The 24,023-nt window shown below is 72.2% G+C and carries 24 protein-coding genes and 1 pseudogene; 10 read left to right on the forward strand and 15 right to left on the reverse strand.

What is annotated here, in order from left to right; translation table 11 throughout:
• Positions 1-41 precede the first annotated feature (41 nt).
• The 5 genes from N7925_RS07685 to N7925_RS07700 all read left to right on the forward strand — a co-directional run bounded on the left by N7925_RS07685 (position 42) and on the right by N7925_RS07700 (position 3,882).
• Entirely contained in the window at positions 42-1,742 is a 1,701-nt protein-coding gene (locus tag N7925_RS07685) for an FAD-dependent monooxygenase (protein WP_274343443.1), read from the forward strand.
• A gap of 59 nt (positions 1,743-1,801) precedes the next feature.
• Entirely contained in the window at positions 1,802-1,888 is an 87-nt protein-coding gene (locus tag N7925_RS36065; protein WP_311605579.1) for a putative leader peptide, read from the forward strand.
• Positions 1,889-1,961: 73 nt separating this feature from the next.
• Positions 1,962-2,546: a cysteine dioxygenase gene (locus N7925_RS07690; protein ID WP_274343444.1), complete on the forward strand. Its 585-nt coding sequence runs from the start codon at positions 1,962-1,964 to the stop codon at positions 2,544-2,546.
• Positions 2,543-2,989 (forward strand): rhodanese-like domain-containing protein, encoded by a 447-nt coding sequence (locus N7925_RS07695; RefSeq protein WP_443032126.1) that lies wholly within the window; start codon positions 2,543-2,545, stop codon positions 2,987-2,989. Before N7925_RS07690 ends, N7925_RS07695 begins: the two co-directional genes overlap by 4 nt.
• A gap of 218 nt (positions 2,990-3,207) precedes the next feature.
• The gene (locus N7925_RS07700; protein WP_274343445.1) at positions 3,208-3,882 is read left to right on the forward strand and encodes a DUF6197 family protein; all 675 of its coding nucleotides are present in this window, start codon (positions 3,208-3,210) and stop codon (positions 3,880-3,882) included.
• 298 nt (positions 3,883-4,180) lie between these two features.
• On the opposite strand, the gene recX is transcribed toward N7925_RS07700, so the two are convergent.
• Both recX and recA read right to left on the reverse strand, forming a co-directional pair.
• Positions 4,181-4,909, reverse strand: a complete 729-nt coding sequence (gene recX, locus N7925_RS07705) for a recombination regulator RecX (RefSeq protein ID WP_274343446.1) — start codon at positions 4,907-4,909, stop codon at positions 4,181-4,183.
• A 3-nt stretch (positions 4,910-4,912) separates the two neighbouring features.
• Positions 4,913-6,052 carry a recombinase RecA gene (gene recA / locus N7925_RS07710; protein WP_274343447.1) on the reverse strand — a complete coding sequence of 380 codons (1,140 nt, stop codon included), beginning with the start codon at positions 6,050-6,052 and terminating at the stop codon, positions 4,913-4,915.
• Positions 6,053-6,328: 276 nt separating this feature from the next.
• On the opposite strand from recA, the pseudogene N7925_RS07715 reads away from it, so the two are divergent.
• Positions 6,329-6,815, forward strand: a pseudogene (locus N7925_RS07715) (hypothetical protein).
• Between the two features lie 22 nt (positions 6,816-6,837).
• Here N7925_RS07715 and N7925_RS07720 read toward each other — a convergent pair.
• On the reverse strand, positions 6,838-7,953 hold the full coding sequence (locus tag N7925_RS07720) for an AI-2E family transporter (RefSeq protein WP_265598960.1): 1,116 nt from the start codon (positions 7,951-7,953) through the stop codon (positions 6,838-6,840).
• A gap of 231 nt (positions 7,954-8,184) precedes the next feature.
• On the reverse strand, positions 8,185-8,379 hold the full coding sequence (locus tag N7925_RS07725) for a DUF3046 domain-containing protein (protein ID WP_274343448.1): 195 nt from the start codon (positions 8,377-8,379) through the stop codon (positions 8,185-8,187).
• A 79-nt stretch (positions 8,380-8,458) separates the two neighbouring features.
• On the opposite strand from N7925_RS07725, the gene N7925_RS07730 reads away from it, so the two are divergent.
• On the forward strand, positions 8,459-9,373 hold the full coding sequence (locus tag N7925_RS07730; protein ID WP_265598961.1) for a hypothetical protein: 915 nt from the start codon (positions 8,459-8,461) through the stop codon (positions 9,371-9,373).
• 62 nt (positions 9,374-9,435) lie between these two features.
• Here N7925_RS07730 and N7925_RS07735 read toward each other — a convergent pair whose 3' ends face one another.
• The 3 genes from N7925_RS07735 to N7925_RS07745 form a co-directional block, all read right to left on the reverse strand.
• Positions 9,436-9,741, reverse strand: a complete 306-nt coding sequence (locus N7925_RS07735) for an AzlD domain-containing protein (RefSeq protein WP_003965829.1) — start codon at positions 9,739-9,741, stop codon at positions 9,436-9,438.
• On the reverse strand, positions 9,738-10,580 hold the full coding sequence (locus N7925_RS07740) for an AzlC family ABC transporter permease (protein ID WP_274343449.1): 843 nt from the start codon (positions 10,578-10,580) through the stop codon (positions 9,738-9,740). Before N7925_RS07740 ends, N7925_RS07735 begins: the two co-directional genes overlap by 4 nt.
• Positions 10,581-10,724: 144 nt before the next feature.
• Positions 10,725-11,573, reverse strand: coding sequence for an AraC family transcriptional regulator (locus N7925_RS07745; RefSeq protein ID WP_274343450.1), 849 nt, complete (start codon positions 11,571-11,573; stop codon positions 10,725-10,727).
• Positions 11,574-11,675: 102 nt separating this feature from the next.
• Between N7925_RS07745 and N7925_RS07750 the strand changes: the two genes are divergently transcribed.
• From N7925_RS07750 to N7925_RS07760, 3 genes are all read left to right on the forward strand, one after another.
• Positions 11,676-16,361, forward strand: coding sequence for an Lhr family ATP-dependent helicase (locus N7925_RS07750; protein ID WP_274343451.1), 4,686 nt, complete (start codon positions 11,676-11,678; stop codon positions 16,359-16,361).
• Positions 16,362-16,562: 201 nt separating this feature from the next.
• A complete protein-coding gene (locus N7925_RS07755; RefSeq protein WP_274343452.1) occupies positions 16,563-17,465 on the forward strand; it encodes an Fpg/Nei family DNA glycosylase in 903 nt (300 codons plus the stop codon).
• 36 nt (positions 17,466-17,501) lie between these two features.
• Positions 17,502-18,266: an SDR family NAD(P)-dependent oxidoreductase gene (locus tag N7925_RS07760; RefSeq protein WP_265598966.1), complete on the forward strand. Its 765-nt coding sequence runs from the start codon at positions 17,502-17,504 to the stop codon at positions 18,264-18,266.
• Here N7925_RS07760 and N7925_RS07765 read toward each other — a convergent pair.
• From N7925_RS07765 to N7925_RS07800, 8 genes are all read right to left on the reverse strand, one after another.
• Positions 18,214-18,510, reverse strand: a complete 297-nt coding sequence (locus N7925_RS07765) for a hypothetical protein (protein WP_265598967.1) — start codon at positions 18,508-18,510, stop codon at positions 18,214-18,216. The genes N7925_RS07760 and N7925_RS07765 overlap by 53 nt on opposite strands.
• 169 nt (positions 18,511-18,679) lie before the next feature.
• Positions 18,680-18,871 (reverse strand): CsbD family protein, encoded by a 192-nt coding sequence (locus N7925_RS07770; RefSeq protein ID WP_274343453.1) that lies wholly within the window; start codon positions 18,869-18,871, stop codon positions 18,680-18,682.
• A gap of 52 nt (positions 18,872-18,923) precedes the next feature.
• Positions 18,924-19,394, reverse strand: coding sequence for a Dps family protein (locus tag N7925_RS07775; protein ID WP_274343454.1), 471 nt, complete (start codon positions 19,392-19,394; stop codon positions 18,924-18,926).
• Positions 19,395-19,648: 254 nt separating this feature from the next.
• Entirely contained in the window at positions 19,649-20,032 is a 384-nt protein-coding gene (locus N7925_RS07780) for a helix-turn-helix domain-containing protein (protein ID WP_265598970.1), read from the reverse strand.
• A gap of 109 nt (positions 20,033-20,141) precedes the next feature.
• On the reverse strand, positions 20,142-20,651 hold the full coding sequence (locus N7925_RS07785) for a CinA family protein (RefSeq protein WP_265598971.1): 510 nt from the start codon (positions 20,649-20,651) through the stop codon (positions 20,142-20,144).
• On the reverse strand, positions 20,648-21,439 hold the full coding sequence (pgsA, locus tag N7925_RS07790; RefSeq protein WP_265598972.1) for a CDP-diacylglycerol--glycerol-3-phosphate 3-phosphatidyltransferase: 792 nt from the start codon (positions 21,437-21,439) through the stop codon (positions 20,648-20,650). Before pgsA ends, N7925_RS07785 begins: the two co-directional genes overlap by 4 nt.
• Positions 21,436-22,917: a 30S ribosomal protein S12 methylthiotransferase RimO gene (gene rimO, locus N7925_RS07795; RefSeq protein ID WP_265598973.1), complete on the reverse strand. Its 1,482-nt coding sequence runs from the start codon at positions 22,915-22,917 to the stop codon at positions 21,436-21,438. The genes pgsA and rimO overlap by 4 nt, the downstream gene beginning before the upstream one ends.
• 173 nt (positions 22,918-23,090) lie before the next feature.
• Positions 23,091-23,891, reverse strand: a complete 801-nt coding sequence (locus tag N7925_RS07800; protein ID WP_265598974.1) for a helix-turn-helix domain-containing protein — start codon at positions 23,889-23,891, stop codon at positions 23,091-23,093.
• Positions 23,892-24,023 lie beyond the last annotated feature (132 nt).

The raw sequence follows: 24,023 nt of genomic DNA on the forward strand, positions 1-24,023 counted from the left end.
GCCACGTTCCGCATGACCGTACGGGCCGGAGGGTACGAGCCGTGGACCCGGTGATCGTCGTCGGCGCCGGGCCGGTCGGGCTGACGCTGTCGCTGGCCCTCGCCGCCCAGGGCGTCCCCTCGGTCGTTCTCGACGAGGGCCCCGGCACGGAGGAGCCCCGCCCCGCCCGCACGGTCGTGCTGCGCGACGACACCGCCGATCTGATGGGCCGCCTCGGCTGCCGGGAGCTGGACCGGGTCGGGCTGCGCTGGTCCGGGTGGCGTTCGATGCGCCGGAAGCAGCTGGTCCGCAACGTGCCGCTGAGCGGGGGCTGCGACGAGGCCGAGGCCCCGCTCTCCGGGCTCCTTCCCGCGCCGCTCCATGTTCCGCAACATGCGCTGAGCGCCGCGCTGCGTGCGGCGGCGGACAAGGAACCGCTGGTCCGGCGGGTGCCGCTGAGCCGGATCGACACACTGGAGCAGGACCCCGACGGCATCACGGTGCACACGAGGGAGCCGGGCCCGACCTGGTGGCGCGGGAGTTATCTGGTCGGCTGCGACGGCGCCAGGTCGACCGTGCGCAAGCTGCTGGACATCCGGTTTCCCGGCCGTACGGCGGTGGAGCGGCATGCCGTCGCCGCGCTCCGGGCCGAGCTGCCCTGGCCCGACCAGGCCGTCCTGCACCGGCAGCCCCCCTGGCGGACCGGGGGCGCCGAGGTCTCCGCCCGGCCGCTGCCGGACGGCGTATGGCGGCTGGACTGGCTGCTGCCGCCGCGTGGCGAACTGGTCACTCCCGAAGCTCTGATCACCCGTATCCGGGACACCCTGGCCGGCTGGTGCGGCGAGACCCCGGCGTACGAGCTGCTGGACACCGGCGTCCACACGCTCCACCACCGGCTCGCCCGGCGCTGGCGCAAGCAGCGTGCCTTCCTGGCGGGGGACGCGGCGCACCTGCTGGGCGCCGTGGGCACGCAGGGACTGGACGAGGGGATCCGCGACGCCGAGAACCTGGCCTGGAAGCTGGCCCACGCCTGGCACCACGGCCCGGCCGAGCACCTCCTCGACAGCTATCAGACGGAGCGCCGGGCGGCGGTGGCCGCACGGCTGCGCGCCGCCGACCAGTCGCTGCCGATACTGCGCGGCGGAGGCGGCCTGCGGACCCTGGTCCCGGGTGCCGCACGTGGTCACGACACCCTGCTCTCCGACGGCCATCTGGGCTGCGGAGCCCTGGGTGCGCCCCCGTCGTACTCGCACTCCCCTCTTGCACCACCGCACACGGAGGCGCACGCCGTCGTCGGTACGCCCCCCGGTGCGCCGGTCGCCGATGTGACGGTGACCGCCCCGGACGGGACGACGGCGCGTCTGCGGGAGCGGCTCGGGCGGGGCCATCCGCTGGTGGTCCTGGTCGCGCCGGGGACCGGAGTCTGGGACCGGCGGCACTGGCAGACCGCGGGCGTCATGCCCCGCCTCACGGACGCCGTGGCGGCACTCCCCGGGTCGACGGAGCTACTGGTCACCGAGAGCTATCCGGGGGCGTCGGCCCACACGGTCCTGCTGGTGAGGCCGGACGGGCACCTGGTGGCCGCCTTCGGCGGCGTACGGCCCGCGGAGCTGCTCACCGCGGCACGGGCCGCTCTGGGCGGTGCTCCCCGCGAAGCGCGGGAGGCCGTGGAACCGGGCGACGGCGGGGACGGACAGGACGGGGGGCGCGCGCAGGGGTCCCGGGCCCGGGTCCACGCCGACGGGACCGCCGGTCTCCACTGATCGATTGTCCGTCACGTGATCGATTGACCGTCACGGGCGCGCGTGGTGTACTCCAGATCATGACCGACACCGATGTGCGCCTGTGGCGGAGGGTCCATATGGACCTCGTCCGTTACGCGGGCTGCGTGTGTCGCCCGTCCTGCTGACTCGCCTCCCTCTGCCGGCGCGTGCCGTTTTCCGCACGGCCGGAAAACCGCGCGAACTCCTAGGACGGTCCTCGTGTCTTCCCCTCGCTCCGCCGTGCCCACGGCAGCCGCTGTTCCTTCCCCTTCCGCCCCCGTGACCGGCGGCTCCGCAACCTCGTCCGCCGCCGCACCGACGGTCGCGGAGCTGATGGACTTCGTCCGCGGCGCCGCTCGGGACGAGGCGCTCATCGCCTCGTTGCCCCTCGATCCGGCGGGCCGCACCTGGATCCGGCTCGACGGACCGGGAGGCAGCGAAGCGTGGCTGATCGGCTGGCCGCCGGGCACCGGCACGGGCTGGCACGATCACGCCGACTCGTTCGGCGCGTTCACCACCGTGGCCGGCGTCCTCAAGGAGCACTCGCTGGCCGTGCGGCTGCCCACCGATGGCTGGAAGACGCTGGAGCTGACGGACGGGGTGGACCGGGCGAGGAACCTGGCGACCGGTCAGGGCAGGGCCTTCGGGCAGAACCACGTCCATGAGGTCCTCAACGAGTCCGAGGTCGCCCACGCGGTCTCCGTCCACGCCTACTACCCGCCCCTGCCGCGGATCCGCCGGTTCAGCCGCACCGGCGCGGTGCTCCGCCTGGAGCAGACCGAGAGCCCGGAGGAGTGGCAGTGAGCGAGGACCGGAACACGGACCGGGGCGAGGCCGTACCGGACGCCCCGACGCCCATGGGCATCGACGAACTGCTGGAGCGGGTCAGGGCCGGCTACGACCGGATCGGCCCGCCCGAGGCTGCCGCGGCGGCGGAGGCCGGGGCGCTCCTGGTGGACATCCGGTACGGGGCGCTCCGCGACCGGGACGGGCTGATCCCGGGCGCGCTGGTCGTCGAACGCAACGAACTGGAGTGGCGGCTCGACCCCCGGGGCAGCCACCGCGCCGCCGAAGCGGTCGGCCACGACCTGCGGATCGTCGTCATCTGCAACGAGGGCTACGCCTCCAGCCTCGCGGTCGCCTCGCTGCGGCAGCTGGGCCTGCACCGGGCCACCGACCTGATCGGCGGCTTCCAGGCGTGGCGCGGCGCGGGCCTTCCGGTCATCTCCGCCGCCACCTCCACCTGACACCCGGGAGCTGACGCCCGGGTGCCTGGCACCCGGGCGTCAGGCACCCGGGCGTCAGGCACCCGGGCGTCAGGCATCAGGTGACAGGCATCAGGCATCAGGCATCAGCTCCGTTCGGACGTCACACACCCGAACGCCACGTTCCACTAGAGCAATCGCCGTGCGTGACCGACATTCGCCTCACACAGAGGACCGAAATGTACGGAGATGACGCATTCATGGCGACCGCTCTCCTCACCCCCGACCAGCTCGACGGCCAGGCTTCCCGGCTGCACGACACTCAGGCGTGGCAGCAGATCGTCACGGGCTGGGAGCGCACGATTCCCGAACCCTCGGAGCCCGTGCTCACTCCGGCGGAGGCGACGTCCGCACGGCTCGTGGAGCCCACGAAACCTGCGGAACCCGGGCCCGCAGAGCCCTTCGACTGGCGGAACCTGCTGTCCGTACCCGTGGACCGGCTGGTCGACGACACCCTGCGGGCACTGCCCGCCGCGCCCCCGGACGAGCGCCCGCTGCCCGGGAGGATGGGCGCGATGCTGCCCGACCGCGTCCACCTCTGGCGGCGGGTCGGGCAGAGCGACCTCCGCCCGTCGACCCATCTCGGCTACGCACGGCAGATCCTGGCCGAGTGGGGCTGGCAGAACACCCCGTACCGGCTGCGGAACACCCGCGGCGCACGCTGCGTCTGCGGGGCCCTCATCTCCGCGCACCGCCTCGGCTACGGCTCCCTCGAAACCGTGGACCGGGCGGGTGCCTGGCTGATCGCGGAGCTGCGCGCGCAGGGGTGGCCCGGACTGATCGGCCCCTGGAACCGCCATCCCGGCCGCACCGCGGCGGACGCCCTGGCCCTCGTCGACGCCACCATCCGCCGCGCGTCCCTGGCGGGACAGTGACCATGGGCCCCTGACCGTCGGAAGCCGATGCCGGGGGGAGGGCCGATCTCGACGTCACGGCAGTCGGAACGCGTACCGTCGGACGCGTGCCGTCGGGAGGTAACCGCTGGCTGTCGGACGCGTCCGCCGACCGCTGCAAGCCGGCCGCTGCAAGCTGGCCGGTGGCCGGTGGCCGGTGGCCGGTGGCCGGTGGCCGGTGGCCGGTGGCCGGTGGCCGCAGCGTGTTGGGTTTTGGCCGCCGCTACCCCCTGGCAGGCCCCCGCCCCCCCCTGGCCACAAAGGTCTCCGGACCCCGCATTCAGAAAGGCTCGTCCAGGCCTTCCGTGTCCTCGCCCTCCTCCTCCAGCGCCTGGCGCACCACCCGCAGGGCCATGCCTTCCCCGTATCCCTTGCGTGCGAGCATCCCCGCCAGACGACGCAGCCGCTTGTCCCGGTCCAGACCCCGCGTGGAGCGGAGTTTGCGGGCCACGAGCTCCCGCGCCGTCTCCTCCTCCTGATCCGGGTCGAGCCGGCCGACCGCCTCGTCGATCACGGTGGAGTCCACGCCCTTCGTCCGCAGCTCACGGACGAGGGCACGGCGCGCGAGCCCCCGGCCGTGGTGCCGGGACTCCACCCATGCCCCGGCGAACGCCGCATCGTCGATCAGCCCGACGTCTTCGAAGCGGGCGAGCACTTCCTCGGCCGCCTCATCCGGGATCTCCCGCTTGCGCAGGGCGTCCGCGAGCTGTTTGCGCGTTCGCGGCGTCCCGGTGAGCAGCCGCAGGCAGATGTTGCGCGCCTGCTCGACCGGGTCACGCGGCTCCCCCTTCTCGGCCCTCGACGAGGGAGGGGAGCCGCTGCTCCTGGTGCCGGAGCGGGCACGGCGACCCGCCCCCTCGCCGAATCCGCTCCCGGCACTCGCTCCCCCGCGTGAGCGGCGCCCGGGCCGCGGCCCGGAGCCCGCCTCCGGCTCGGCGGGCCCGTAGTCGGATTCGGGGTCGCCGCCGGGCTCGGCAGGGCCGCCCAGCCACTCCGTACGACGTGTCACGGCCTAGCTCTTGGCCGCCGCGGTCTTGGCCGGCTTGGCCTTGGCGGCCGCGGTGGTCGCCGGCTTCGCCGCCCCGTCGGCCGCCGGCGCTGCGGCTGCTGCCGCAGGGGCGTCCGCGGCAGGCTCGCCCGCAGCGGCGTCCGGACGGACACCGATACCCAGCTTCTCCAGGATCTTCTTCTCGATCTCGTTGGCGAGGTCGGGGTTGTCCTTGAGGAAGTTGCGGGCGTTCTCCTTGCCCTGGCCGAGCTGATCGCCCTCGTACGTGTACCAGGCGCCGGCCTTGCGGACGAAGCCGTGGTCCACGCCCATGTCGATCAGACCGCCCTCGCGGCTGATCCCCTGGCCGTAGAGGATGTCGAACTCCGCCTGCTTGAACGGCGGAGCGACCTTGTTCTTGACGACCTTGACGCGGGTGCGGTTGCCGACGGCGTCGGTGCCGTCCTTGAGCGTCTCGATCCGGCGGATGTCCAGGCGCACCGAGGCGTAGAACTTCAGCGCCCGGCCACCGGTGGTGGTCTCCGGGGAGCCGAACATCACGCCGATCTTCTCGCGGAGCTGGTTGATGAAGATCGCGGTGGTCTTGGACTGGTTGAGCGCACTGGTGATCTTGCGGAGGGCCTGGCTCATCAGACGCGCCTGGAGACCCACGTGCGAGTCGCCCATCTCGCCCTCGATCTCCGCACGGGGCACCAGGGCCGCCACGGAGTCGATGACGATCAGGTCCAGGGCGCCGGATCGCACCAGCATGTCGACGATCTCCAGCGCCTGCTCACCGTTGTCCGGCTGGGACAGGATGAGGTTGTCGATGTCGACGCCGAGCTTCTTCGCGTACTCCGGGTCCAGCGCGTGCTCGGCGTCGATGAACGCCACCGAGCCGCCGAGCTTCTGCGCGTTCGCCACCGCGTGCAGCGTCAGCGTCGTCTTGCCGGAGGACTCCGGCCCGTACACCTCCACCACACGGCCACGCGGCAGACCGCCGACACCGAGAGCGACGTCGAGAGCGGTCGATCCCGTGGGGATGACCTCGATGGGCTCGTTCGGCCGCTCACCCAGGCGCATCACCGCCCCCTTGCCGAATTGCCGTTCAATCTGTGCGAGTGCGGCGTCCAGCGCCTTCTCGCGGTCGTTACCTGCTGCCATGGGTTCCACCCGATTTGCTTGAGTCGATCGCTTCACGTCTCAGACGCTAACCCCTGCCACTGACAACGGGCCTCGACGTCCTCCCGGCCTGTGGACAACTCCGGGCCGGGCCCGGGAAAACCCGGCCGGAATTCCATCAGAATGGATGTTCGATTTTCATGTCAAGCGCACCACGCGGCCCTGCGGTCGCCCCTTGACCGAAGCCCTTGACCGAAGTCCTTGACCGAACGCAGCCGAACCTGCACACCTGAGCGTATCGCCCTATTTACGATCGATATGGGAGCGATGGTGGAGCCCGGAGCGCCCACCGGAGGACAGGCCCCCGGATCCGATCTGGCCGTCCGCGTGGCACTCGCCGCCGGAGGCGCCCACGGGGCCGGTAGAGGCATCGCCGTCCAGGTCGATCACCTGGTTCCCGACCAGGTCGGGGCGCTGGTGGCCCGGATCCCGAACGAACAGGGCGCCCTGCACATCCCGGTGAACGACATCTGGGGCGCCGAGGTCGAGTGGGACAGGCCGGTGTGGAAGTCGGCGCTCGACACCGGGCTGCACACTCTGCGGCTGGCCGTCGACACCCAGGCCAGCAACCAGTCAGCCGGGCAGGCTCCGAGGTGGCCCGCTGGAACGGCAGGTCGCTCTCCAGCGGACAGCTCGCCCAGGTGTACGGCTTCACGATGTGGACGGGAGCCGGCCCGACGCCTGGCGGTATCCGACCGAGGTCCAGGACCCCGGCCTGCCGGCCGATGTGACGGGCTACCGCTGAGGCGGCCCCCCACGACCGGCTGCTACCGCCGAGGCCACACCAGACGGCGTATCCGGGACGGCAACGGCCTCCCGGGCGCGCGGCTGCTGCCCCCGTGCACGCGTGGGTCGTCGGTGACGTCGTACCGCTTCACATAGGCGCCGAGGAACGCCTGGAGGGTGGCGATGGCGGGAATGGCGACCAGCGCTCCGACCGCGCCGAGCAGGGCCGTGCCGGCGATGACCGATCCGAAGGCGACCGCGGGGTGGATGTCGACGGTCTTCGCGGTCAGCTTGGGCTGGAGCACGTAGTTCTCGAACTGCTGGTAGATCACGACGAACCCGAGCACGTACAGCGCGTACCAGGGGTCGATCGTGAAGGCGATCAGCATGGGCAGGGCGCCTGCGAGATACGTGCCGATGGTGGGGATGAACTGCGAGACGAGTCCGACCCAGACGGCGAGTGCCGGGGCGTAGGGCACCCCGAGGATCACCAGCAGGACGTAGTGCGCCACGCCGGAGATCAACGCCATCAGACCGCGCGAGTAGATGTATCCGCCGGTCTTGTCGACCGCGATCTCCCAGGCGCGCAGCACCTCGGTCTGCCGGGCCGGGGGCAGGACGGAGCACAGGGCGCGGCGGAGCCGGGGGCCGTCGGCCGCGAAGTAGAAGGAGAACAGGAAGATCGTCAACAGCCGGAACAGCCCGCCGAGGACCGTGGTGGAGACATCGAGCACTCCGGTGGCGCTGTTCTGGACGTACTTCTGCAGCCAGTCGGAGTGCAGCAGGCTGTCCTGGACCTCGACCCGGGAGAGTTCGGTACGGAAGGTTTGGTTGACCCAGTTGATCACCGAGTCGATGTACTTGGGGAACTCGTCGACCATGTCGACGATCTGGCCCGCGAGCATCGACCCCAACAGCACCACGAATCCGACGCCGAAGATCGTCACTGCGAGGAAGACGAGGAACGTGGCCAGCCCGCGGCGCATGCCGCGACCCGCCATCCGGCCGACCGCGGGCTCGATGGCGAGCGCGAGGAAGAACGCGATCAGCACGTTCGTCAGCAACCCGATGAGCTGGTAGAACGCCCAACTGCCGAGCTGGAAGCAGGCGTAGAGCGCCAGGGCCAGCACCATCGCACGCGGCAGCCAGCCGGGCATGCGGACACCTCCTGCGCCGGAGGGCGGCTCAGGTGGTGCGGCCGGCGGGGCGGGCGGGGATGCGGACGGCTGGGCCGGGGCGGTCTCGTCTGTCGATGACACGGGGCAAGTCTGGCCTATGCCGCCGACCGCCGGTCCCCCGCCCCGAGCCGACGGTTCCGGTTGCGTCCCGGATCCTTCCCCGCCCGGAACGGGAGGCTCAGCGCTCGCCCGCCGGAACGCACCCGGGCTTCAGCGCCTGTCGGCCGGAACGTCCATGGCCGTACAGACCCCGCGCCAGACGTCCTTGGCGTCCCAGCCCGCGTCCAGGGCCTGGTGCACCGTGCGGCCGCCGAGTTCGGCCATCACGTGGTCACGGGCGAAGAAGTCCGCGTACGCCGCACCGAAGTGGTCGGCCATCCGCTCCCAGAAAATCGTCAACCGCATGCCACCAGTATCCCGCTCCTGAGAGTGCAGCCGGTCCGCCGGGCATGTGCCGGACGCCTTTCCCCTCTACGGTCGGTCCATGGCTGGAACCGGAGCAAGCACCCTCGCGCGAGCCGAGCAGTTCATCTGGCTCACGGCCCGTGTCCTCGAACAGCGGAGGTTCGCCCATGACTTCCTGGACGGCGATCCCGACGCCGTCGAATCGGCCCTCTCCGCCTATCAGAACGAGGACGGCGGCTACGGTCACGCGCTGGAACCCGATCTCCGGGGTCCGGTCAGCCAACCGCTCCATACCGCCCATGCGCTGAGCGTTCTTGATTCGATCGATCGCTGCGCCGGACAGCGCGTGGAACGGATCTGTCGCTTTCTGACCGATGTGTCAACCAGAGAAGGCGCACTTCCCGCCCTGCTTCCTACCCAGCGCGGGTATCCGGCGGCCCCGTTCATCCCCATCGTGGACGACCCTCCGGCGGAGCTGCTCGCGACCGGCCCGGTCGTCGGGCTGCTCCACGGCAATCAGGTGTGGCACGCCTGGCTGTTCCGGGCGACAGACTTCTGCTGGAGTGCCGTCGAGGCTCTGGAGCAGTCCCATCCTTACGAGATCGAGGCCGCGGTCGCCTTTCTGGACTGCGCCCCGGACCGGGCACGCGCCGAGGTGGCGGCCGACCGGCTCGGCCGCCTGGTGCGCGAACAACGGCTCGCGGTGCTCGATCCCTCCCGGCGGGCGGAGTGTCCGGTGGCGACGGGCTACGCGCCGGGCGAGCACCACTTCCCGCACGACTACGCCCGTACGCCCGGGTCCCTGGCCCGCCGCTGGTTCACGGACGAGGAGCTGGAGCGCTCGCTCGACCACCTGGCCGCCGAGCAGCAGGACGACGGCGGATGGCCGGTGACCTGGCGTCAGTGGGCACCGGGAACCGCACTGGAAGGACGCCCCCTGGTGACCCTCAGGGCCTTGGGCACGCTCCGCTCGTACGGCCGTCCGCTCGGCTGACCGCGTGTCCGGTGTGGCGGGCGGCTCCCTCCCCGCGTTCGGCTTTCGGGCATTCGGCTCGCTCAGGCCAGTGCCCGGACGCCGGCCGTGACCAGGACTCCCGCACCGACGACGACCAGGAAGGGAGCGCGGAGGACCAGCGCGAGTGCCGCTGCCCCGAGACCGGCGGCACGGGCGTCGAGGACGAGTTGCTGACCGTCGCCGAAGGTCTGCTGTGCGGTGAGAGCCGCCAGCAACGCCACGGGCAGCAGGGCTGCCATCCGCTGGACCAGCGGTCGCTCCAGCACGCCCGCGGGCACCAGCAGGCCCAGGAGCTTGGCGAGGTAGCAGCCCGCCACGGTCAGTCCGATGGCGATCCAGACGTTCATGGGTGCCGCTCCTCCTTCTCCCGCTGTGCCGTCTTCTTCTGCCGGGGCGCCGCGCGATCCTCGGGGCCCTCGGGGTCCGGTCCCCGTTTCGTCCGTCCCATGAGGAAGAGGACGACGGGTGCCGCGAGCGCCGACAGCAGAACGGGCACGCCCGCCGGCAGAACGGGCAGCAGCGTCAGCGCCAGCAGGACGGCCAGCCCCGCCGTGACGCGTTCCATGGTGCTTCTGAGCATCGGCGCGAGCAGCGCGAGGAACACCGCGGGACTCGCCGCGTCCAGGCCCCACGCGTCGGTGTCGCCCAGCGCCTCGGCGCCCAGGGCTCCCACGAGGGTGGTGAGGTTCCACAGCACGTACAGGGTGAGTCCGGTGACCGTGAAGCCGATGCGCGCGGCCCGCCGGGTGGGCTGGGGCAGGGTGACCGCGGTCGTCTCGTCGATGACCCAGTGGGCGGCGAAGGGCCGTACCGCGCGGGGGAGCGCGAGCAGTTGGGAGAGCCGCAGACCGTAGAACGCGTTCCGGACGCCCAGGAAAAAGGCCCCGGCCGCCGCAGTGTAGGGATTGCCGCCCGCGGCCAGCGCGCCGACCAGGGCGAACTGCGAGGCGCCGGTGAAGACGAGAAGACTCAGGACGCAGGTCTGGAGCAGGCTGAGGCCGGAGCCGGCGGAGGTGACGCCGAAGGCGAAGCCGGAGAGCCCGACGGCGATGCCGACACCGAGCGCGTCGCGGACGACGGCCGCGTCCGGCTTGTCCGGAAGGGCCTCGGCCGGCCGGCCGGGCGGACCCGGCGATACGGCACCGGGCGCGCCGGTGCTCCCTGGGAATGCTGTCTGTTCTGCCACGCCCGGAACGCTACGGGGATCACCAGGGTCGGGTCTTGTACGTTCTTGCACACCGGTCGACACCTTCTGCGCACGCACAGTCGCACTCTGCATCTGCACACGCGCTGAGGTGGTCTGCGTCATCACCGGTACGTTCTTGCGCCCTCATCGGCCGGGCCGCAGCGCCCCGCGCTCGCGCTGGTAGGCGCCGGGCGGCACACCCACGATCCGGGTGAAGTGGCGGTTGAGGTGCGGCTGATCCGTGAAGCCGACGGCGGTCGCGGCCTCGGCGGGAGCGACACCGGCGTCGAGCAGGCGACGGGCCCTGCGCACCCGGGCGTCGGTGAGCCACGTGTGGGGCGGCATCCCGTACTCCTTCTTGAACGCTCTCAGCAGCGCGAACGGGCCGGTGCCCAGCTCGGCGGCGAGCGTCTCCAGCGTGGGCGGGGCGGCCATGTGCTCCTCCAGCGCGGCGCGGGCACGTACGGCGTTCCGCGCACCCCCGGTGTGTGCGGCCAGTCCGGGCAACGGACTGCCGTGCCGGCTGAGGAGCCGCGTGACCAGGACCCGCAGCAGGCTGTCGGCCGCCAGCGCGTTGCCCTCCTCCGCCGCCCGGTGCACCTCGGTGATCAGGCGGGAGGCATGGGGGTCGGTCACCCGGGTCTCGGCGAAGCCGACCGTGCCGCGCAGGGACGTCACCTCGGCCGCGATGTCGTTGACGACCCGGGCCGACGGGTAGAGCGTGGCGTACGCCCATCCCTCCGGCGCCCCGGAGCGGGCGGTGTGCGGGACCTCGGGGTTGATCATGACGACGGTTCCGGGGACCGCGTGGACCGTGCCGCCCGGCAGCCCCACGTCCTCCACCCCGCCGGTGACGGCGCCGAAGACATAGCCCTCATGGCTGTGCCGGGGGAAGGTGTGCCGGACGTACCGGGCGCGCAGCAGATCGAGGTCGGGCAGCGCGGCGTACTGCCAGTGCCGTGCCCATTCCTCCGTGCCGTCCGCTCCCGTCATGGCGCCATTCTCGCAGCTCCCGGTCGTAAGCCACCGGCTGAGCGGGCCACCGCGCGCGGTGTCACCGGCCCGTTGTCAGTGCCGGGGTGCACGATGGGGAGCATGACCGGATCCGCGCTCGACGCGTTCTCGCCCGCGACCCGCAGTTGGTTCGCCGGGGCTTTCAGCGCGCCCACCGCTGCGCAGGAGGGCGCCTGGCGGGCCATCGGCGAGGGCAGCGATGTCCTGGTCGTCGCACCGACCGGTTCCGGTAAGACACTGGCCGCGTTCCTCGCCTCGCTGGACCGGCTGGCGGCCGAGCCGCCGCCCGCCGACGCGAAGAAGCGCTGCCGAGTGCTGTACGTGTCCCCGCTCAAGGCCCTCGCGGTCGACGTCGAGCGCAATCTCCGCTCGCCGCTGACCGGCATCCGCCAGGAGTCGGTGCGCCTGGGCCTGCCGGAGCCGGAGGTGCGGGTCGGCATCCGGTCCGGAGACACCCCGCCCGCCGAGCGGCGCTCCATGGTGACCAGGCCGCCGGACATCCTGATCACCACGCCCGAGTCGCTGTTCCTGATGCTGACGTCCTCCGCCCGGGACGCACTGGCCGGCGTCGAGACGGTGATCCTCGACGAGGTGCACGCGGTCGCCGGCACGAAGCGCGGCGCCCATCTCGCCCTGTCCCTGGAGCGTCTCGACGAGCTGCTGGCGCGTCCTGCACGACGCATCGGCCTGTCCGCGACGGTCCGGCCGGTCGACGAGGTGGCCCGCTTCCTGTCACCGCAGCGCAAGGTGGAGATCGTCCAGCCCCGGTCGACCAAGGAATTCGACCTCTCGGTCGTGGTCCCGGTCGAGAATCTGGGCGAGCTGGGCGGCTCCCCCGCCACGGACGGTGACTCCGGCCAGGCGGACAAGCCCTCGATCTGGCCGCATGTCGAGGAGCGCATCGCCGATCTCGTGCAGTCGCACCGCTCCACCATCGTCTTCGCCAACTCCCGGCGGCTGGCGGAGCGGCTGTGCAACCGACTGAACGAGATCGCGTACGAGCGGGCCACCGGCACCGCGTTCGACCCCGACGACCCGGCCCCCGTCCTCCCGGAGGCGCACGCCCCCGCCGAGATCATGGCCCAGTCCGGTACGGGCAGGGGCGCTCCCGCCCTGCTGGCCCGCGCCCACCACGGCTCGGTCTCCAAGGAGCAGCGGGCCCAGGTCGAGGAGGACCTCAAGGCGGGCCGGCTGCCCGCCGTGGTGGCCACCTCCAGCCTGGAGCTGGGCATCGACATGGGCGCGGTCGACCTGGTGATCCAGGTGGAGTCCCCGCCCTCCGTCGCCTCCGGCCTCCAGCGGGTGGGCCGGGCCGGACACCAGGTGGGAGCGGTCTCCACCGGGGTGGTCTTCCCGAAGTACCGCGGCGATCTGGTGCAGGCCGCCGTCGTCACCGAGCGGATGCGCGTAGGGGCCATCGAGGCGCTGCGCATCCCGTCCAACCCGCTGGACGTCCTCGCCCAGCAGCTGGTCGCCATGGTGGCGCTGGACAGCTGGCAGGCGGACGACCTGCTGGCCCTGGTCCGCCGGGCGGCCCCGTTCGCCTCGCTCCCCGAGTCGGCGTTCACCGCCGTGCTCGACATGCTCGCCGGGCGCTATCCCTCCGACGCCTTCGCGGAGCTGCGCCCCCGGGTCGTGTGGGACCGCGTCGGGGGCACGGTCACGGGCCGCCCCGGGGCGCAGAGGCTCGCCGTCACCTCGGGGGGCACCATTCCCGACCGAGGGCTCTTCGGCGTCTTCCTCGCCGGGGCCGACCCGAAGAAGGGCGGCGGCCGGGTCGGCGAGCTGGACGAGGAGATGGTCTACGAGTCCCGTGTGGGCGACGTCTTCACCCTGGGCACCACGTCCTGGCGGATCGAGGACATCACCCGGGACCGGGTTCTCGTCTCGCCCGCCCCGGGCGTTCCGGGCCGGCTGCCGTTCTGGAAGGGCGACCAGCTGGGCCGCCCCCTGGAGCTCGGGCGTGCCCTGGGGGCGTTCCTCCGGGAGATCGGCGGGCTCTCCGACGAGGACGCCCGGCTGCGTCTGCTGGCCGCCGGGCTCGACGCCTGGGCGGCGGACAACATCCTGGCCTATCTGGACGAGCAGCGCCGAGCCTGCGGCCACGTCCCGGACGACCGGACGATCCTGGTCGAGCGGTTCCGGGACGAGCTGGGCGACTGGCGGGTCGTCGTGCACTCCCCCTTCGGCGCCCAGGTGCACGCCCCCTGGGCGCTCGCTCTCTCCGCCCGCCTCGGTGAGCGCTACGGGATGGACGCCCAGGTGATGCACGCCGACGACGGGATCGTGCTGCGGCTGCCCGACGCGGACATGATGGGCCTCGACCTGCTCGATTTCGACGCCCCGGGGCCCCCGGACAGCGAGCACGGCGGATCCGCGCCGGGAGCCGTGGCCTACGACAGCGACCAGCCCCCGGTGGCGGCCGCCGACGTCGTCTTCGACCCGGGCGAGGTCCAGCAGATCGTCACCGACCAGGTGGGCGGATCGGCCCTGTTCGCCGCCCGGTTCCGGGAGTGCGCCGCGCGCGCCCTGCTGCTGCCGCGGCGATCCCCCGGTAAGCGCACCCCGCTCTGGCAGCAGCGCCAGCGGGCCTCCCAGCTGCTCCAGGTCGCCTCCGAGTTCGGCTCGTTCCCGATCGTTCTGGAGGCCGTCCGCGAATGCCTCCAGGACGTGTTCGACGTCCCCGGGCTCACGGAACTGATGGGCGACCTGGAGGCACGCCGGGTCCGACTGGTCGAGGTGACCACCCAGGAGCCCTCGCCGTTCGCCCGCTCGCTCCTCTTCGGTTACGTGGCGCAGTTCCTGTACGAGGGCGACTCGCCCCTCGCCGAACGGCGCGCCGCCGCCCTCTCCCTGGACTCCCATCTCCTCGCCGAACTGCTGGGCCAGGCGGAGCTGCGCGAGCTGCTCGACCCCGAGGTCCTCACCGAGCTGGAGCGGGAGCTGCAGTGGCTCACCGAGGACCGGCGGATCAAGGACGTCGAGGGGGTCGCCGACCTCCTGCGGGTCCTGGGCCCCCTCACCGACGCCGAGCTCGCCGAGCGGGGCGCCGAGCCGTCCTGGGCACCGGAGCTGGCGTCGGCCCGCCGGGCGATCCAGGTCCGGATCGCCGGGGCCGATCACTGGGCGGCGATCGAGGACGCCGGCCGGCTGCGCGACGCCCTGGGCACCGCGCTCCCGGTCGGCGTTCCCGAGGCGTTCACCGAGCCGGTGAAGGACCCGCTCGGCGACCTCCTCGCCCGCTTCGCGCGGACGCACGGCCCGTTCACCGCCGCCAGGGCCGCCGAGCGCTTCGGGCTGGGCACCGCCGTAACCGACGGGGCGCTGCAACGGCTGTCTGCCTCCGGCAGGACCGTCCAGGGCGAGTTCCATCCGGCGGGCATCGGCCAGGAATGGTGCGACGCCACCGTGCTGCGCAGGCTCCGCCGCCGTTCGCTGGCGGCGCTCCGCCAGGAGCTGGAGCCGGTGCCGCCCGCGGCCCTCGCCTCCTTCCTCCCCCAGTGGCAGCATTTCGGCTCCAACGGTCTGCGGGGCATCGACGGGCTGGCCCGCGCCGTCGAGCAGCTTCAGGGCGTGCCCGTTCCCGCGTCGGCGCTGGAGAAGCTGATCCTGCCGAGCCGGGTCATGGGCTATTCCCCTGCGATGCTCGACGAGCTGACGACCACGGGCGAGGCCGTCTGGGCCGGTGCGGGCGCGCTGCCCGGCAAGGACGGCTGGGTCTCCCTCTACCTCGCCGACAGTGCGCCCCTGCTCCTGCCTCCGCCGCACCCACTGGAGCTGTCGGCGCTCCACGAGTCCGCGCTCACCACGCTCTCCGGCGGCTACGGCCTCTTCTTCCGGCAGATCGCCGACCAGGTCCGGGCCACGACCCACCCGGACTGCACGGACCAGCAGCTGGCCGACGCCCTGTGGGACCTGGCCTGGTCCGGGCGGCTCACCAACGACACCCTGGCCCCGCTGCGCTCGCTCCTGGGCTCGGGGCGGACGGCGGGCTCCACCGCCCACCGCTCCCGGCGCAGCGTCCCGCGCGGGCGTTACGGCTCGCTCACCGCCGCCGCCCGTCCCGCGTCGCGCACCGGCCCGCCGACCGTCTCGGGCCGCTGGTCCCTGCTGCCCCCGGTCGAACCGGAACCGACCCACCGCGCCCACGCCCTGGCCCGTACCCTCCTCGACCGGCACGGCGTGGTGACCCGCGGCGCGGTGCAGGCCGAAGGGGTGGAGGGCGGCTTCTCCGCGACGTACCGCATCCTGGCCGCCTTCGAGGACAACGGGCAGGCGCGGCGCGGCTATGTGGTCGAGGGGCTCGGGGCCGCCCAGTTCGCGATGGACGGCGCGGTGGACCGCCTGCGTGCGGCCTCCACGGCCCGCGACCGTCGCGATCCGGACTCCGCACCCCAGGCTCTGGTGCTGGCCGCGGCCGACCCGGCCAACGCGTACGGCGCCGCCCTGCCGTGGCCCGAGTCCCCTGACGGCGCCGGACACAAGCCGGGCCGCAAGGCGGGTGCACTGGTCGTCCTCGTCGACGGCGAGCTGACGCTCTACATGGAGCGGGGCGGGAAGACCCTCCTGGCCTGGCCGTCCGACCCCGAGGCCCCGGCCCTGCGGGCGGCGGCCGAGGCCCTGGCCGCCTCGGCCCGCGCCGGCGCCCTGGGCACGGTGACGGTGGAGCGGACGAACGGCGTCTCCTCCCTCACCTCGCCGCTGGGCCGGACGCTGGAGACCGCAGGGTTCCTCGCCACTCCGAGAGGCCTGCGCCTGCGCGCCTGATCCGAGCCACCGATGACCGAGGTGCCGTCCCCCGATCATCCCGGGCCCGGCATCCCGACGGACAGCACCTCGGCGGAGGCCACCTCGGCGGACGGCACCTGCCCCGTCGGCCGACGCCACCGACCCCCGGCCGGACGCCACCCGACCCGACTGCGGGCCGGACCATGGCACGAACGCCAGGGCGCGGCCCATCATGGAGGCATGCCCGAAGGAGACACCGTCCTCCAGACCGCCACCCGGCTCCACGAAGCGCTGGCCGGGCAGGTGCTGACCCGGTCCGACCTGCGCGTCCCCCGTTTCGCCACCGCCGACCTCTCCGGCCGGACGGTCCTGGACGTCACCGCCCGCGGCAAGCACCTGCTGACCCGCGTCGAGGGCGGCCTGACCCTGCACAGCCACCTCCGGATGGACGGCGCCTGGCGGGTGTACGCCCCGGACGAACGCTGGCGCGGCGGCCCGGGGCACCAGATCCGCGCGATCCTCGCCAACGCGGAGCACACCGCGGTCGGCTACCGGCTACCGGTGCTGGAGCTGCTGCGCACCAGCGAGGAGGACCGGGCCGTGGGCCATCTGGGCCCTGATCTGCTGGGCCCCGACTGGGATCCCGGCCTGGCCCTGGACCGGCTGCTCGCCGCGCCGGAGCGCCCCCTGGGCGAGGCACTCCTGGACCAGCGCAATCTGGCCGGCATCGGCAACGTCTACAAGTGCGAGCTGTGCTTCCTGGCCCGCGTCACGCCTTGGCTCCCCGTGGGCGCCCTCCCCGACGGCGCGCTCCTCCGGCTCGTCACGCTCGCCGAGCGACTGCTGCACGCCAACCGCGAGCGCCCCACCCGCACCACGACGATCACCTCCGAACTCCGCACGCCACCGGGCCCGCCGAGCCTGCCCACCACAGCACCCCCACCGAACGCCCCGCCCACCGCACCGACCCCGGCCCCCGCCCGCCCACGCGCCCGGCCACCCGTCCGCGTACAGGAGCGGCTGTACGTCTACGGGCGGGCCCGTCGCCCCTGTCTGCGCTGCGGAACTCCGATCCGTCTCACCGACCAGGACGACCGCCCCACCTACTGGTGTCCCAGTTGCCAATCAGGACCGACCCCGTAGTTGACGATCCGTCAGATGCGGTCGTACGGTCCCGTCATGCTTCTCTCCGCGTACGACCTCACGGGCCGCGCCGCGTTCATCACCGGCGCGGCGAGCGGGATCGGGCGGGCGAGCGCCCTGCTGCTCGCGGAAGCCGGGGCGACGGTGCACTGTGCGGACCGTGACGGGGCGGGGCTGCGCCGGACGTACGAGCTGATCGCCGAAGCGGGTGGCAGCGCCCGGACCCACCCTCTCGACGTCACCGACCGCGACCAGGTCCGTGCGGCCGTCGGCGCGGCCGGGCGTCTCGACGTCCTGGTCGCCTCGGCCGGGATCATGCACACCAGCAGCGTGCTGGAGACGGCGGACGAGGACCTGGACCGCGTGCTGGCCGTCAATTTCCGAGGGGTGCTGTACGCCTGCCAGGAGGTGGCCCGCTCCATGACGGCCCGCTCCGCCCCCGGCTCGCTGATCACGATGGCGTCCGGCGCGGTGGACTCCGCGAGCGCGGGCCTGCTCTGCTACAGCGTCGCGAAGGCCGCCGTGGTGCAGCTCACCAAGACGCTCGCCACGGAGCTGGGGCCTCACGCCATACGGGTGAACGCCGTGGCACCCGGCTGGATCCGTACGCCCATGACCGACCGGCACGATGCCTCGGGTCAGCAGCGGGCGGAGGCGACGATGGCCCGGATCTCCCCGCTGGGCCGGGTCGGCGAACCGGAGGACGTCGCCCATACCGTGCTGCACCTGGCCTCGGACGCCTCGGCCTTCATGACCGGTCAGATTCTCCGGCCGAACGGCGGCGTCGCCATGCCTTGGTAGACCACCGCCGCGCCAACGAACCCAACGAGCCCGACGGCCGGAGCAGACCCGACCACCCTGACCGCCCCGACGGGCTCACCGCCCCGGCCGACGCGACATGGACCGGTAACAGACTCAGCCCCCAGCCCCCCGCCGCCACTGCCCCCTCCACCAGCCCCGCCTGTTCCGGACGCAGCACCAGCCGGAGTACCGCCCACCACCACAGTCCGCCGAGAACCAGCGCCGGCACCCATCGCCGTATCATCGCTGCCTCCCGCGGCCGACGTCCTTTCCGGCAGTTTCCCCTGGCAGCGGCCGTGGTGCATCCAGAACGCCCGGCCGAGGGGTCACCCACGCAGGGGTGCCCCCGCCGAAACGGCGGGGGCACTCGAACCCGGGGGCAGTGTCCGGGCAGTGGCTCCGAAGGGTCAGGACTACTTGTCGTCGTCCCGGCGGAGGGAGTCCTTCACGCCCTTGGCGCGGTCGCCGATTCCGTCCGCCGCCTCCTTGGCCCCGCCCTTGGTCTGATCGGCCTTGCCCTCGGCCTCCTTGCGGCGGTCGCCGGTCAGCTTGCCGACAGCCTCCTTGCCCTTGCCCTTCATCTTGTCCATGGCTCCGTCACTCATGATGTCGCTCCTTCTGCTCGGGACGTATCTCGGTCGTCGGTCGGGCGCCGGTTCAGGCGCTCTCCGCCTGGAACATCCAGGCGTGCTTCTCGAGCTCCGCCGTCAGCCCGATCAGCAGGTCCTGGGTGATCGGATCCGGTGCGTCGGTCGCCTCGATGCGCTCCCGCATCCGGCCGATGACCACGCCCAGCGCGTCCACCAGGATCCGCACGGCATCGGCGTCCTTGATCCAGCCCTCGGGCACGGATGCGATGGCGGTCTCCTTGGACACCGTGCCGGAGCGCCCGTCCGGGTTGACCCCGACCGCCGAGGCGCGCTCGGCGACAGTGTCGGAGTGCTGCCGGGCCGTGACGACGACGTCGTCGAGCTGGAGGTGCACGGAGCGGAAGCGTGGACCGACTACGTTCCAATGGACCTGCTTGGCCACCAGGGAGAGGTCGACGAGGTCGACCAGAGCGCCCTGCAGCGCCGTTCCCACGACCTTGAGGTCGCTCTCGGACAACGTGCTCTTGACCACAGACATGTGCGCTACTCCCATCCGTCAGCCGCTTTCGCTGACCGTCTCGGTGCATCACCCACGATGGCACATATGAAGCAAAACGGTCACGCGAGCCTTGTCCTCCGTCTGCCCACCCGCCGAGGGCTCACACCTGTGAGGCGCGCGACTCACAGACCACACGCAGGGCCCGGCGGCCAGGTGGACGTCGAACGCGAAAGTCCCGGCCGACCCCGTTAAGGGCCGACCGGGACTCCGGTCGAGCAACTGTGCCGCGTGGATCAGGCGGCGACGACGTCCACCGCTTCCGCGGGCGCCTTGATGGTCACCCGGCCCGACGGCACACCTGCGACCGACGAGACGGAGACGGAGTTGAGCATGGGACGAACCGGTGCTGGGACCGGATCACTGGCAGCTGCCGACTCGGCCAGCTCTGCGAGCGAGAGCTCGTCGCTCACTTCACGCATGAGCTCGGACATCCGTACGTCAAGCGCGTCGCAAATCGCGGAGAGCAGCTCGGAGGACGCCTCCTTCTGCCCCCGCTCCACCTCGGAGAGATAACCGAGCGAGACCCGGGCGGACGAGGAGACTTCGCGCAGAGTACGGCCTTGGCGCTGGCGCTGCCGACGCAGCACGTCACCCAGTAGGCGACGGAGCAGAATCATCGGTGGCTCCCTCCTCGGACCGCGTAGCCGCATCCTTCACGCCCTACCGTACCGCCTTGTGCTGCGGCTGTGCGGGGAGCGATGTCGTGTTCACTCAGGGCTGCAAACATCAATTCCCCCCGTTCTGTTCCGTATCCTGTGCCCGCGCATTCTCACCGAGTTCGCCTGCGAGCAGTTCGAGGGCGCCCCGCACACTCTCACTACGGATATCCGCCCTCTCACCATTCAACCGCAGAGCCCTCACTTTCTCGATGCCGGAGGGTCCGGCCACGGCGACGTAGACCGTGCCGACCGGCTGCCCGTCCTGTGGTTCCGGTCCCGCGACTCCCGTGGTGGAGACGCCCCAGTCCGCGTCGAGGACCCGGCGCACACCGGCCGCCATCTGCAGCGCGACCGCGGGGTCCACGGCTCCGCGTTCCGCCAGCAGACCCCCGTCGACGCCCAGGACGTCCCGCTTCAGGGGGGTGGCGTAAGCCGTCACCGATCCGCGGAAGGACCGGGAGGCGCCGGGTACGGAGGTCAGCTCGGCGGCGACCAGGCCGCCCGTCAGCGATTCGGCGACGGCGAGCGTCTCGCCCCGCGCTCCGAGGAGCCGGAGCACCCGGGCAGCGGCTGTCACCGCTCGGCCTCCGCGGCGTCGCGCGCCTCGGCAGTACCGCGGACGTCCTTCGCGCCGGCCACGGCCCCGGCGGCCGGGCCGGCGTCGGCAGCGGTGCCGACGGTGGCCTGAAGGGCCTCCGCGGCCCGCGCGACCGCGGCGGCGCGCTCGGCGGCCAGGCCCTGGCGACGCAGGACAACGGCCTGACGTGCGTAATCGAGTCCGGTGACGACCGTCAGCACGACGGCGACCATCATCACCCAGAAGCGCAAGGTGGCCAGGGGCCCGGTGAGCACCAGGACGTACATCCCGGCCGCCGTCCCCTGCGCGAGCGTCTTCAGCTTGCCGCCTCGGCTGGCCGGGATCACCGCGTGCCGGATGACCCAGAACCGCATCAGCGTGATGCCCAGCTCACGGGCGAGGATCACCCCGGTGATCCACCACGGCAGATCACCCAGGACGGACAGCGAGACCAGCGCCGCGCCCATGATCGCTTTGTCGGCGATCGGGTCGGCGATCTTCCCGAAGTCCGTGACCAGGTTGTACGCCCGCGCCAGATGACCGTCGAACAGGTCGGTGATCATCGCGACGGCGAAGGCCGCCCAGGCGAAGGCGCGCCAGACCGGGTCGTATCCGCCGTCGTGGAACAGCAGCAGGACGAACCCGGGCACGAGCAGCAGCCGCACCATGGTCAGGATGTTGGCGATGTTCCACAGGCTGGCCTGGTTGACGGCCGCAGTGCCCAGCTTGCCGCCGCGGACCGGCTTCGCGCCGGTGCCGCCTGTCGCGGATGCCGGGACTCCGGTCATCTGGCTACCTCCGCAAGCTCATGGTGTTCCGCCACCAGGTCGACGCCCTCGGTGCCCACTGCCTTTGCCTCGACCATACGGCCCGGCACGAGTCCCTCGCGTGTGGTGAAGACCACGTGGCCATCGGTTTCGGGGGCCTGGTGCGCCGCGCGCCCGATCGCGACCTCGCCGTCCTCCTCCGACTCCACGGACTCCACCAGCACCTGGAGGGTCTCGCCGACGCGCTCCTCGGCCCGCTGCGAGGTCAGCTCCTCGGCCAGCTGGGAGATGTGGGCGAGGCGCTCCGCGATGGTGTCGGCGTCGAGCTTGTTCTCATAGCCGACCGCCTCGGTGCCCTCCTCGTCCGAGTACCCGAAGACGCCGATCGCGTCGAGGCGGGCACCGGTGAGGAAGCGTTCCAGCTCGGCGAGGTCCGCCTCGCTCTCGCCGGGGAAACCGACGATGAAGTTGGAGCGGGCGCCGGCCTGGGGGGCCTTGCTCCGGATGGTGTCCAGGAGCTCCAGGAAGCGGTCGGTGTCGCCGAAGCGGCGCATCGCGCGCAGCACGCCGGGGGCGGAGTGCTGGAAGGAGAGGTCGAAGTACGGGGCGACCTTCGGCGTCGAGGTGAGGACGTCGATGAGGCCCGGGCGCATCTCGGCGGGCTGGAGATAGCTGACCCGGATCCGCTCGATGCCGTCCACGTCGGCCAGCTCGGGCAGCAGGGTCTCCAGGAGGCGGATGTCGCCGAGGTCCTTGCCGTAGGAGGTGTTGTTCTCGGAGACGAGCATGACCTCCTTGACGCCCTGTTCGGCCAGCCAGCGGGTTTCCTGGAGCACGTCCGAGGGACGCCGCGAGATGAACGAGCCGCGGAAGGAGGGGATGGCGCAGAAGGAGCAGCGGCGGTCGCAGCCGGAGGCGAGCTTCACCGAGGCTACGGGGCTGGTGCCGAGCCTGCGGCGCAACGGCGCCCGCGGCCCGGAGACCGGTGCGACTCCTTCGGGGAGGTCCTCGGGCGCGGGGGCGGGCGTCTCCTGGGCGTGGCCGGGCAGCGCCACGGCGGCGTCCTGCCGCTCGGCGGGGCTGATCGGCAGGAGCTTGCGGCGGTCGCGCGGGGTGTGCGAGGCGTGGATGCCGCCGTTGAGGATGGTCTGGAGCCGGTCGGAGATGTCGGCGTAGTCGTCGAATCCGAGGACACCGTCCGCCTCCGGCAGGGCCTCGGCGAGGTCCTTGCCGTAGCGCTCGGCCATGCAGCCGACGGCGACGACGGCCTGGGTGCGGCCTTGATCCTTAAGATCGTTGGCTTCGAGCAGGGCGTCGACGGAGTCCTTCTTGGCGGCTTCGACGAACCCACAGGTGTTGACGACTGCGACATCCGCGTCGGAGGCATCCTCGACGAGGTCCCAGCCGTCCGCTGCCAAGCGGCCTGCAAGCTCCTCCGAGTCCACCTCGTTACGGGCGCAGCCAAGAGTGACAAGGGCGACGGTACGGCGTTCGGGCATGGACTCAAGACTACTTTGTCCCGGCGGCCCCCCTGCCGTGCAGGGTTGCCTGCCCCTACCGGCACCCCTTCCCGCTACGGGGAGTAACAGGGCCCGGGCCGGGGAACGCCGACGGGCGCCCGGCGCGATGCCGGACGCCCGTCGGGACGTGTGCGGAAGCGGAGGGCGGCGGATCAGCCGGCCTCGGGGTCGCCCTTGGTGTAGGAAAGCCGTTCGACCTGGCCCGGGCCGAAGCGGTCCTCGACCTGCTTGCCGTTGACGAAGAGCTCGATCGCCCCGGCGTCGCCGAGGACGAGGTCGATGCGCTCCTTGTCCTGGAAGGTCTTGGACTCGCCCTGGAGCAGCAGCCCGTCGAAGAGCTGCCGTCCGTTGTGATCCTTGGCCGAGATCCAGCTCTTGCCCCGGTCCGCGCTGAGCTTGACCGTCACCTTGTCCCGGGGGGCGGCGGCGATGGCGCTCTCGGAGGGCACGGGCTTGGGGTCGGAGGGCTTCGTGGCGGTGGGCTTGGCCGCGGTCTTGTCGGGCTTGGAGCCCTCCGCGATCTGCGCGGTGTTCGAGGGTTCGTCCTCGCCGCTGAAGAACGTGAAGCCGACGAACCCGATGACGGCGACGATGGCCGCGACCATGGCCGCGGTCCAGTTGGGCCGCCGGGGTTCGGAGCGGATGCGTTCCGCTTCGAACAGCGGAGCCGCGGGGGTCGGTGCGGGACGGCCGCCGTGATCGGCGTCGTACTCCTCGACCAGCGGTTCCGGATCGAGGCCGACGGCACGGGCGAGCGTGCGGATGTGGCCGCGGGCGTAGACGTCGCCGCCGCAGCGTGAGAAGTCGTCCTGCTCGATCGCGTGCACGATGGGGATGCGCACCCGGGTGGAGCTGCTGACTTCCTCGACCGTCAGAGCCGCGGCGATACGAGCCTGCTGAAGGGCACGACCGATCGAAGGCCGGTCGTCTTCGGGGGAGTTGCCGATGGACACGGGGGCGCCTTTCGAGCGTGAGCCACCTGCTGGATGTTCAGTCTAGGGGGGGTACGAAAGGGAGGGGCAACCGGGAGGGACGACTTTGTACGCCATCGGGTTCGCCGGACGGCCCCGCCGCCGGCTCCGGGG

This window comes from Streptomyces sp. CA-278952 (assembly GCF_028747205.1).
Taxonomy (GTDB): domain Bacteria; phylum Actinomycetota; class Actinomycetes; order Streptomycetales; family Streptomycetaceae; genus Streptomyces.

Coding starts and splice junctions, on each gene's coding strand:
- N7925_RS36065 (WP_311605579.1), top strand. CDS start 1,802: ATGACCGACACCGATGTGCGCCTGTGGCGGAGGGTCCATATGGACCTC.
- N7925_RS07700 (WP_274343445.1), top strand. CDS start 3,208: ATGGCGACCGCTCTCCTCACCCCCGACCAGCTCGACGGCCAGGCTTCC.
- recA (WP_274343447.1), bottom strand. CDS start 6,052: ATGGCAGCAGGTAACGACCGCGAGAAGGCGCTGGACGCCGCACTCGCA.
- N7925_RS07720 (WP_265598960.1), bottom strand. CDS start 7,953: ATGCCCGGCTGGCTGCCGCGTGCGATGGTGCTGGCCCTGGCGCTCTAC.
- N7925_RS07725 (WP_274343448.1), bottom strand. CDS start 8,379: ATGCGGTTGACGATTTTCTGGGAGCGGATGGCCGACCACTTCGGTGCG.
- N7925_RS07730 (WP_265598961.1), top strand. CDS start 8,459: ATGGCTGGAACCGGAGCAAGCACCCTCGCGCGAGCCGAGCAGTTCATC.
- N7925_RS07735 (WP_003965829.1), bottom strand. CDS start 9,741: ATGAACGTCTGGATCGCCATCGGACTGACCGTGGCGGGCTGCTACCTC.
- N7925_RS07745 (WP_274343450.1), bottom strand. CDS start 11,573: ATGACGGGAGCGGACGGCACGGAGGAATGGGCACGGCACTGGCAGTAC.
- N7925_RS07750 (WP_274343451.1), top strand. CDS start 11,676: ATGACCGGATCCGCGCTCGACGCGTTCTCGCCCGCGACCCGCAGTTGG.
- N7925_RS07755 (WP_274343452.1), top strand. CDS start 16,563: ATGCCCGAAGGAGACACCGTCCTCCAGACCGCCACCCGGCTCCACGAA.
- N7925_RS07760 (WP_265598966.1), top strand. CDS start 17,502: ATGCTTCTCTCCGCGTACGACCTCACGGGCCGCGCCGCGTTCATCACC.
- N7925_RS07765 (WP_265598967.1), bottom strand. CDS start 18,510: ATGATACGGCGATGGGTGCCGGCGCTGGTTCTCGGCGGACTGTGGTGG.
- N7925_RS07770 (WP_274343453.1), bottom strand. CDS start 18,871: ATGAGTGACGGAGCCATGGACAAGATGAAGGGCAAGGGCAAGGAGGCT.
- N7925_RS07775 (WP_274343454.1), bottom strand. CDS start 19,394: ATGTCTGTGGTCAAGAGCACGTTGTCCGAGAGCGACCTCAAGGTCGTG.
- N7925_RS07780 (WP_265598970.1), bottom strand. CDS start 20,032: ATGATTCTGCTCCGTCGCCTACTGGGTGACGTGCTGCGTCGGCAGCGC.
- pgsA (WP_265598972.1), bottom strand. CDS start 21,439: ATGACCGGAGTCCCGGCATCCGCGACAGGCGGCACCGGCGCGAAGCCG.
- rimO (WP_265598973.1), bottom strand. CDS start 22,917: ATGCCCGAACGCCGTACCGTCGCCCTTGTCACTCTTGGCTGCGCCCGT.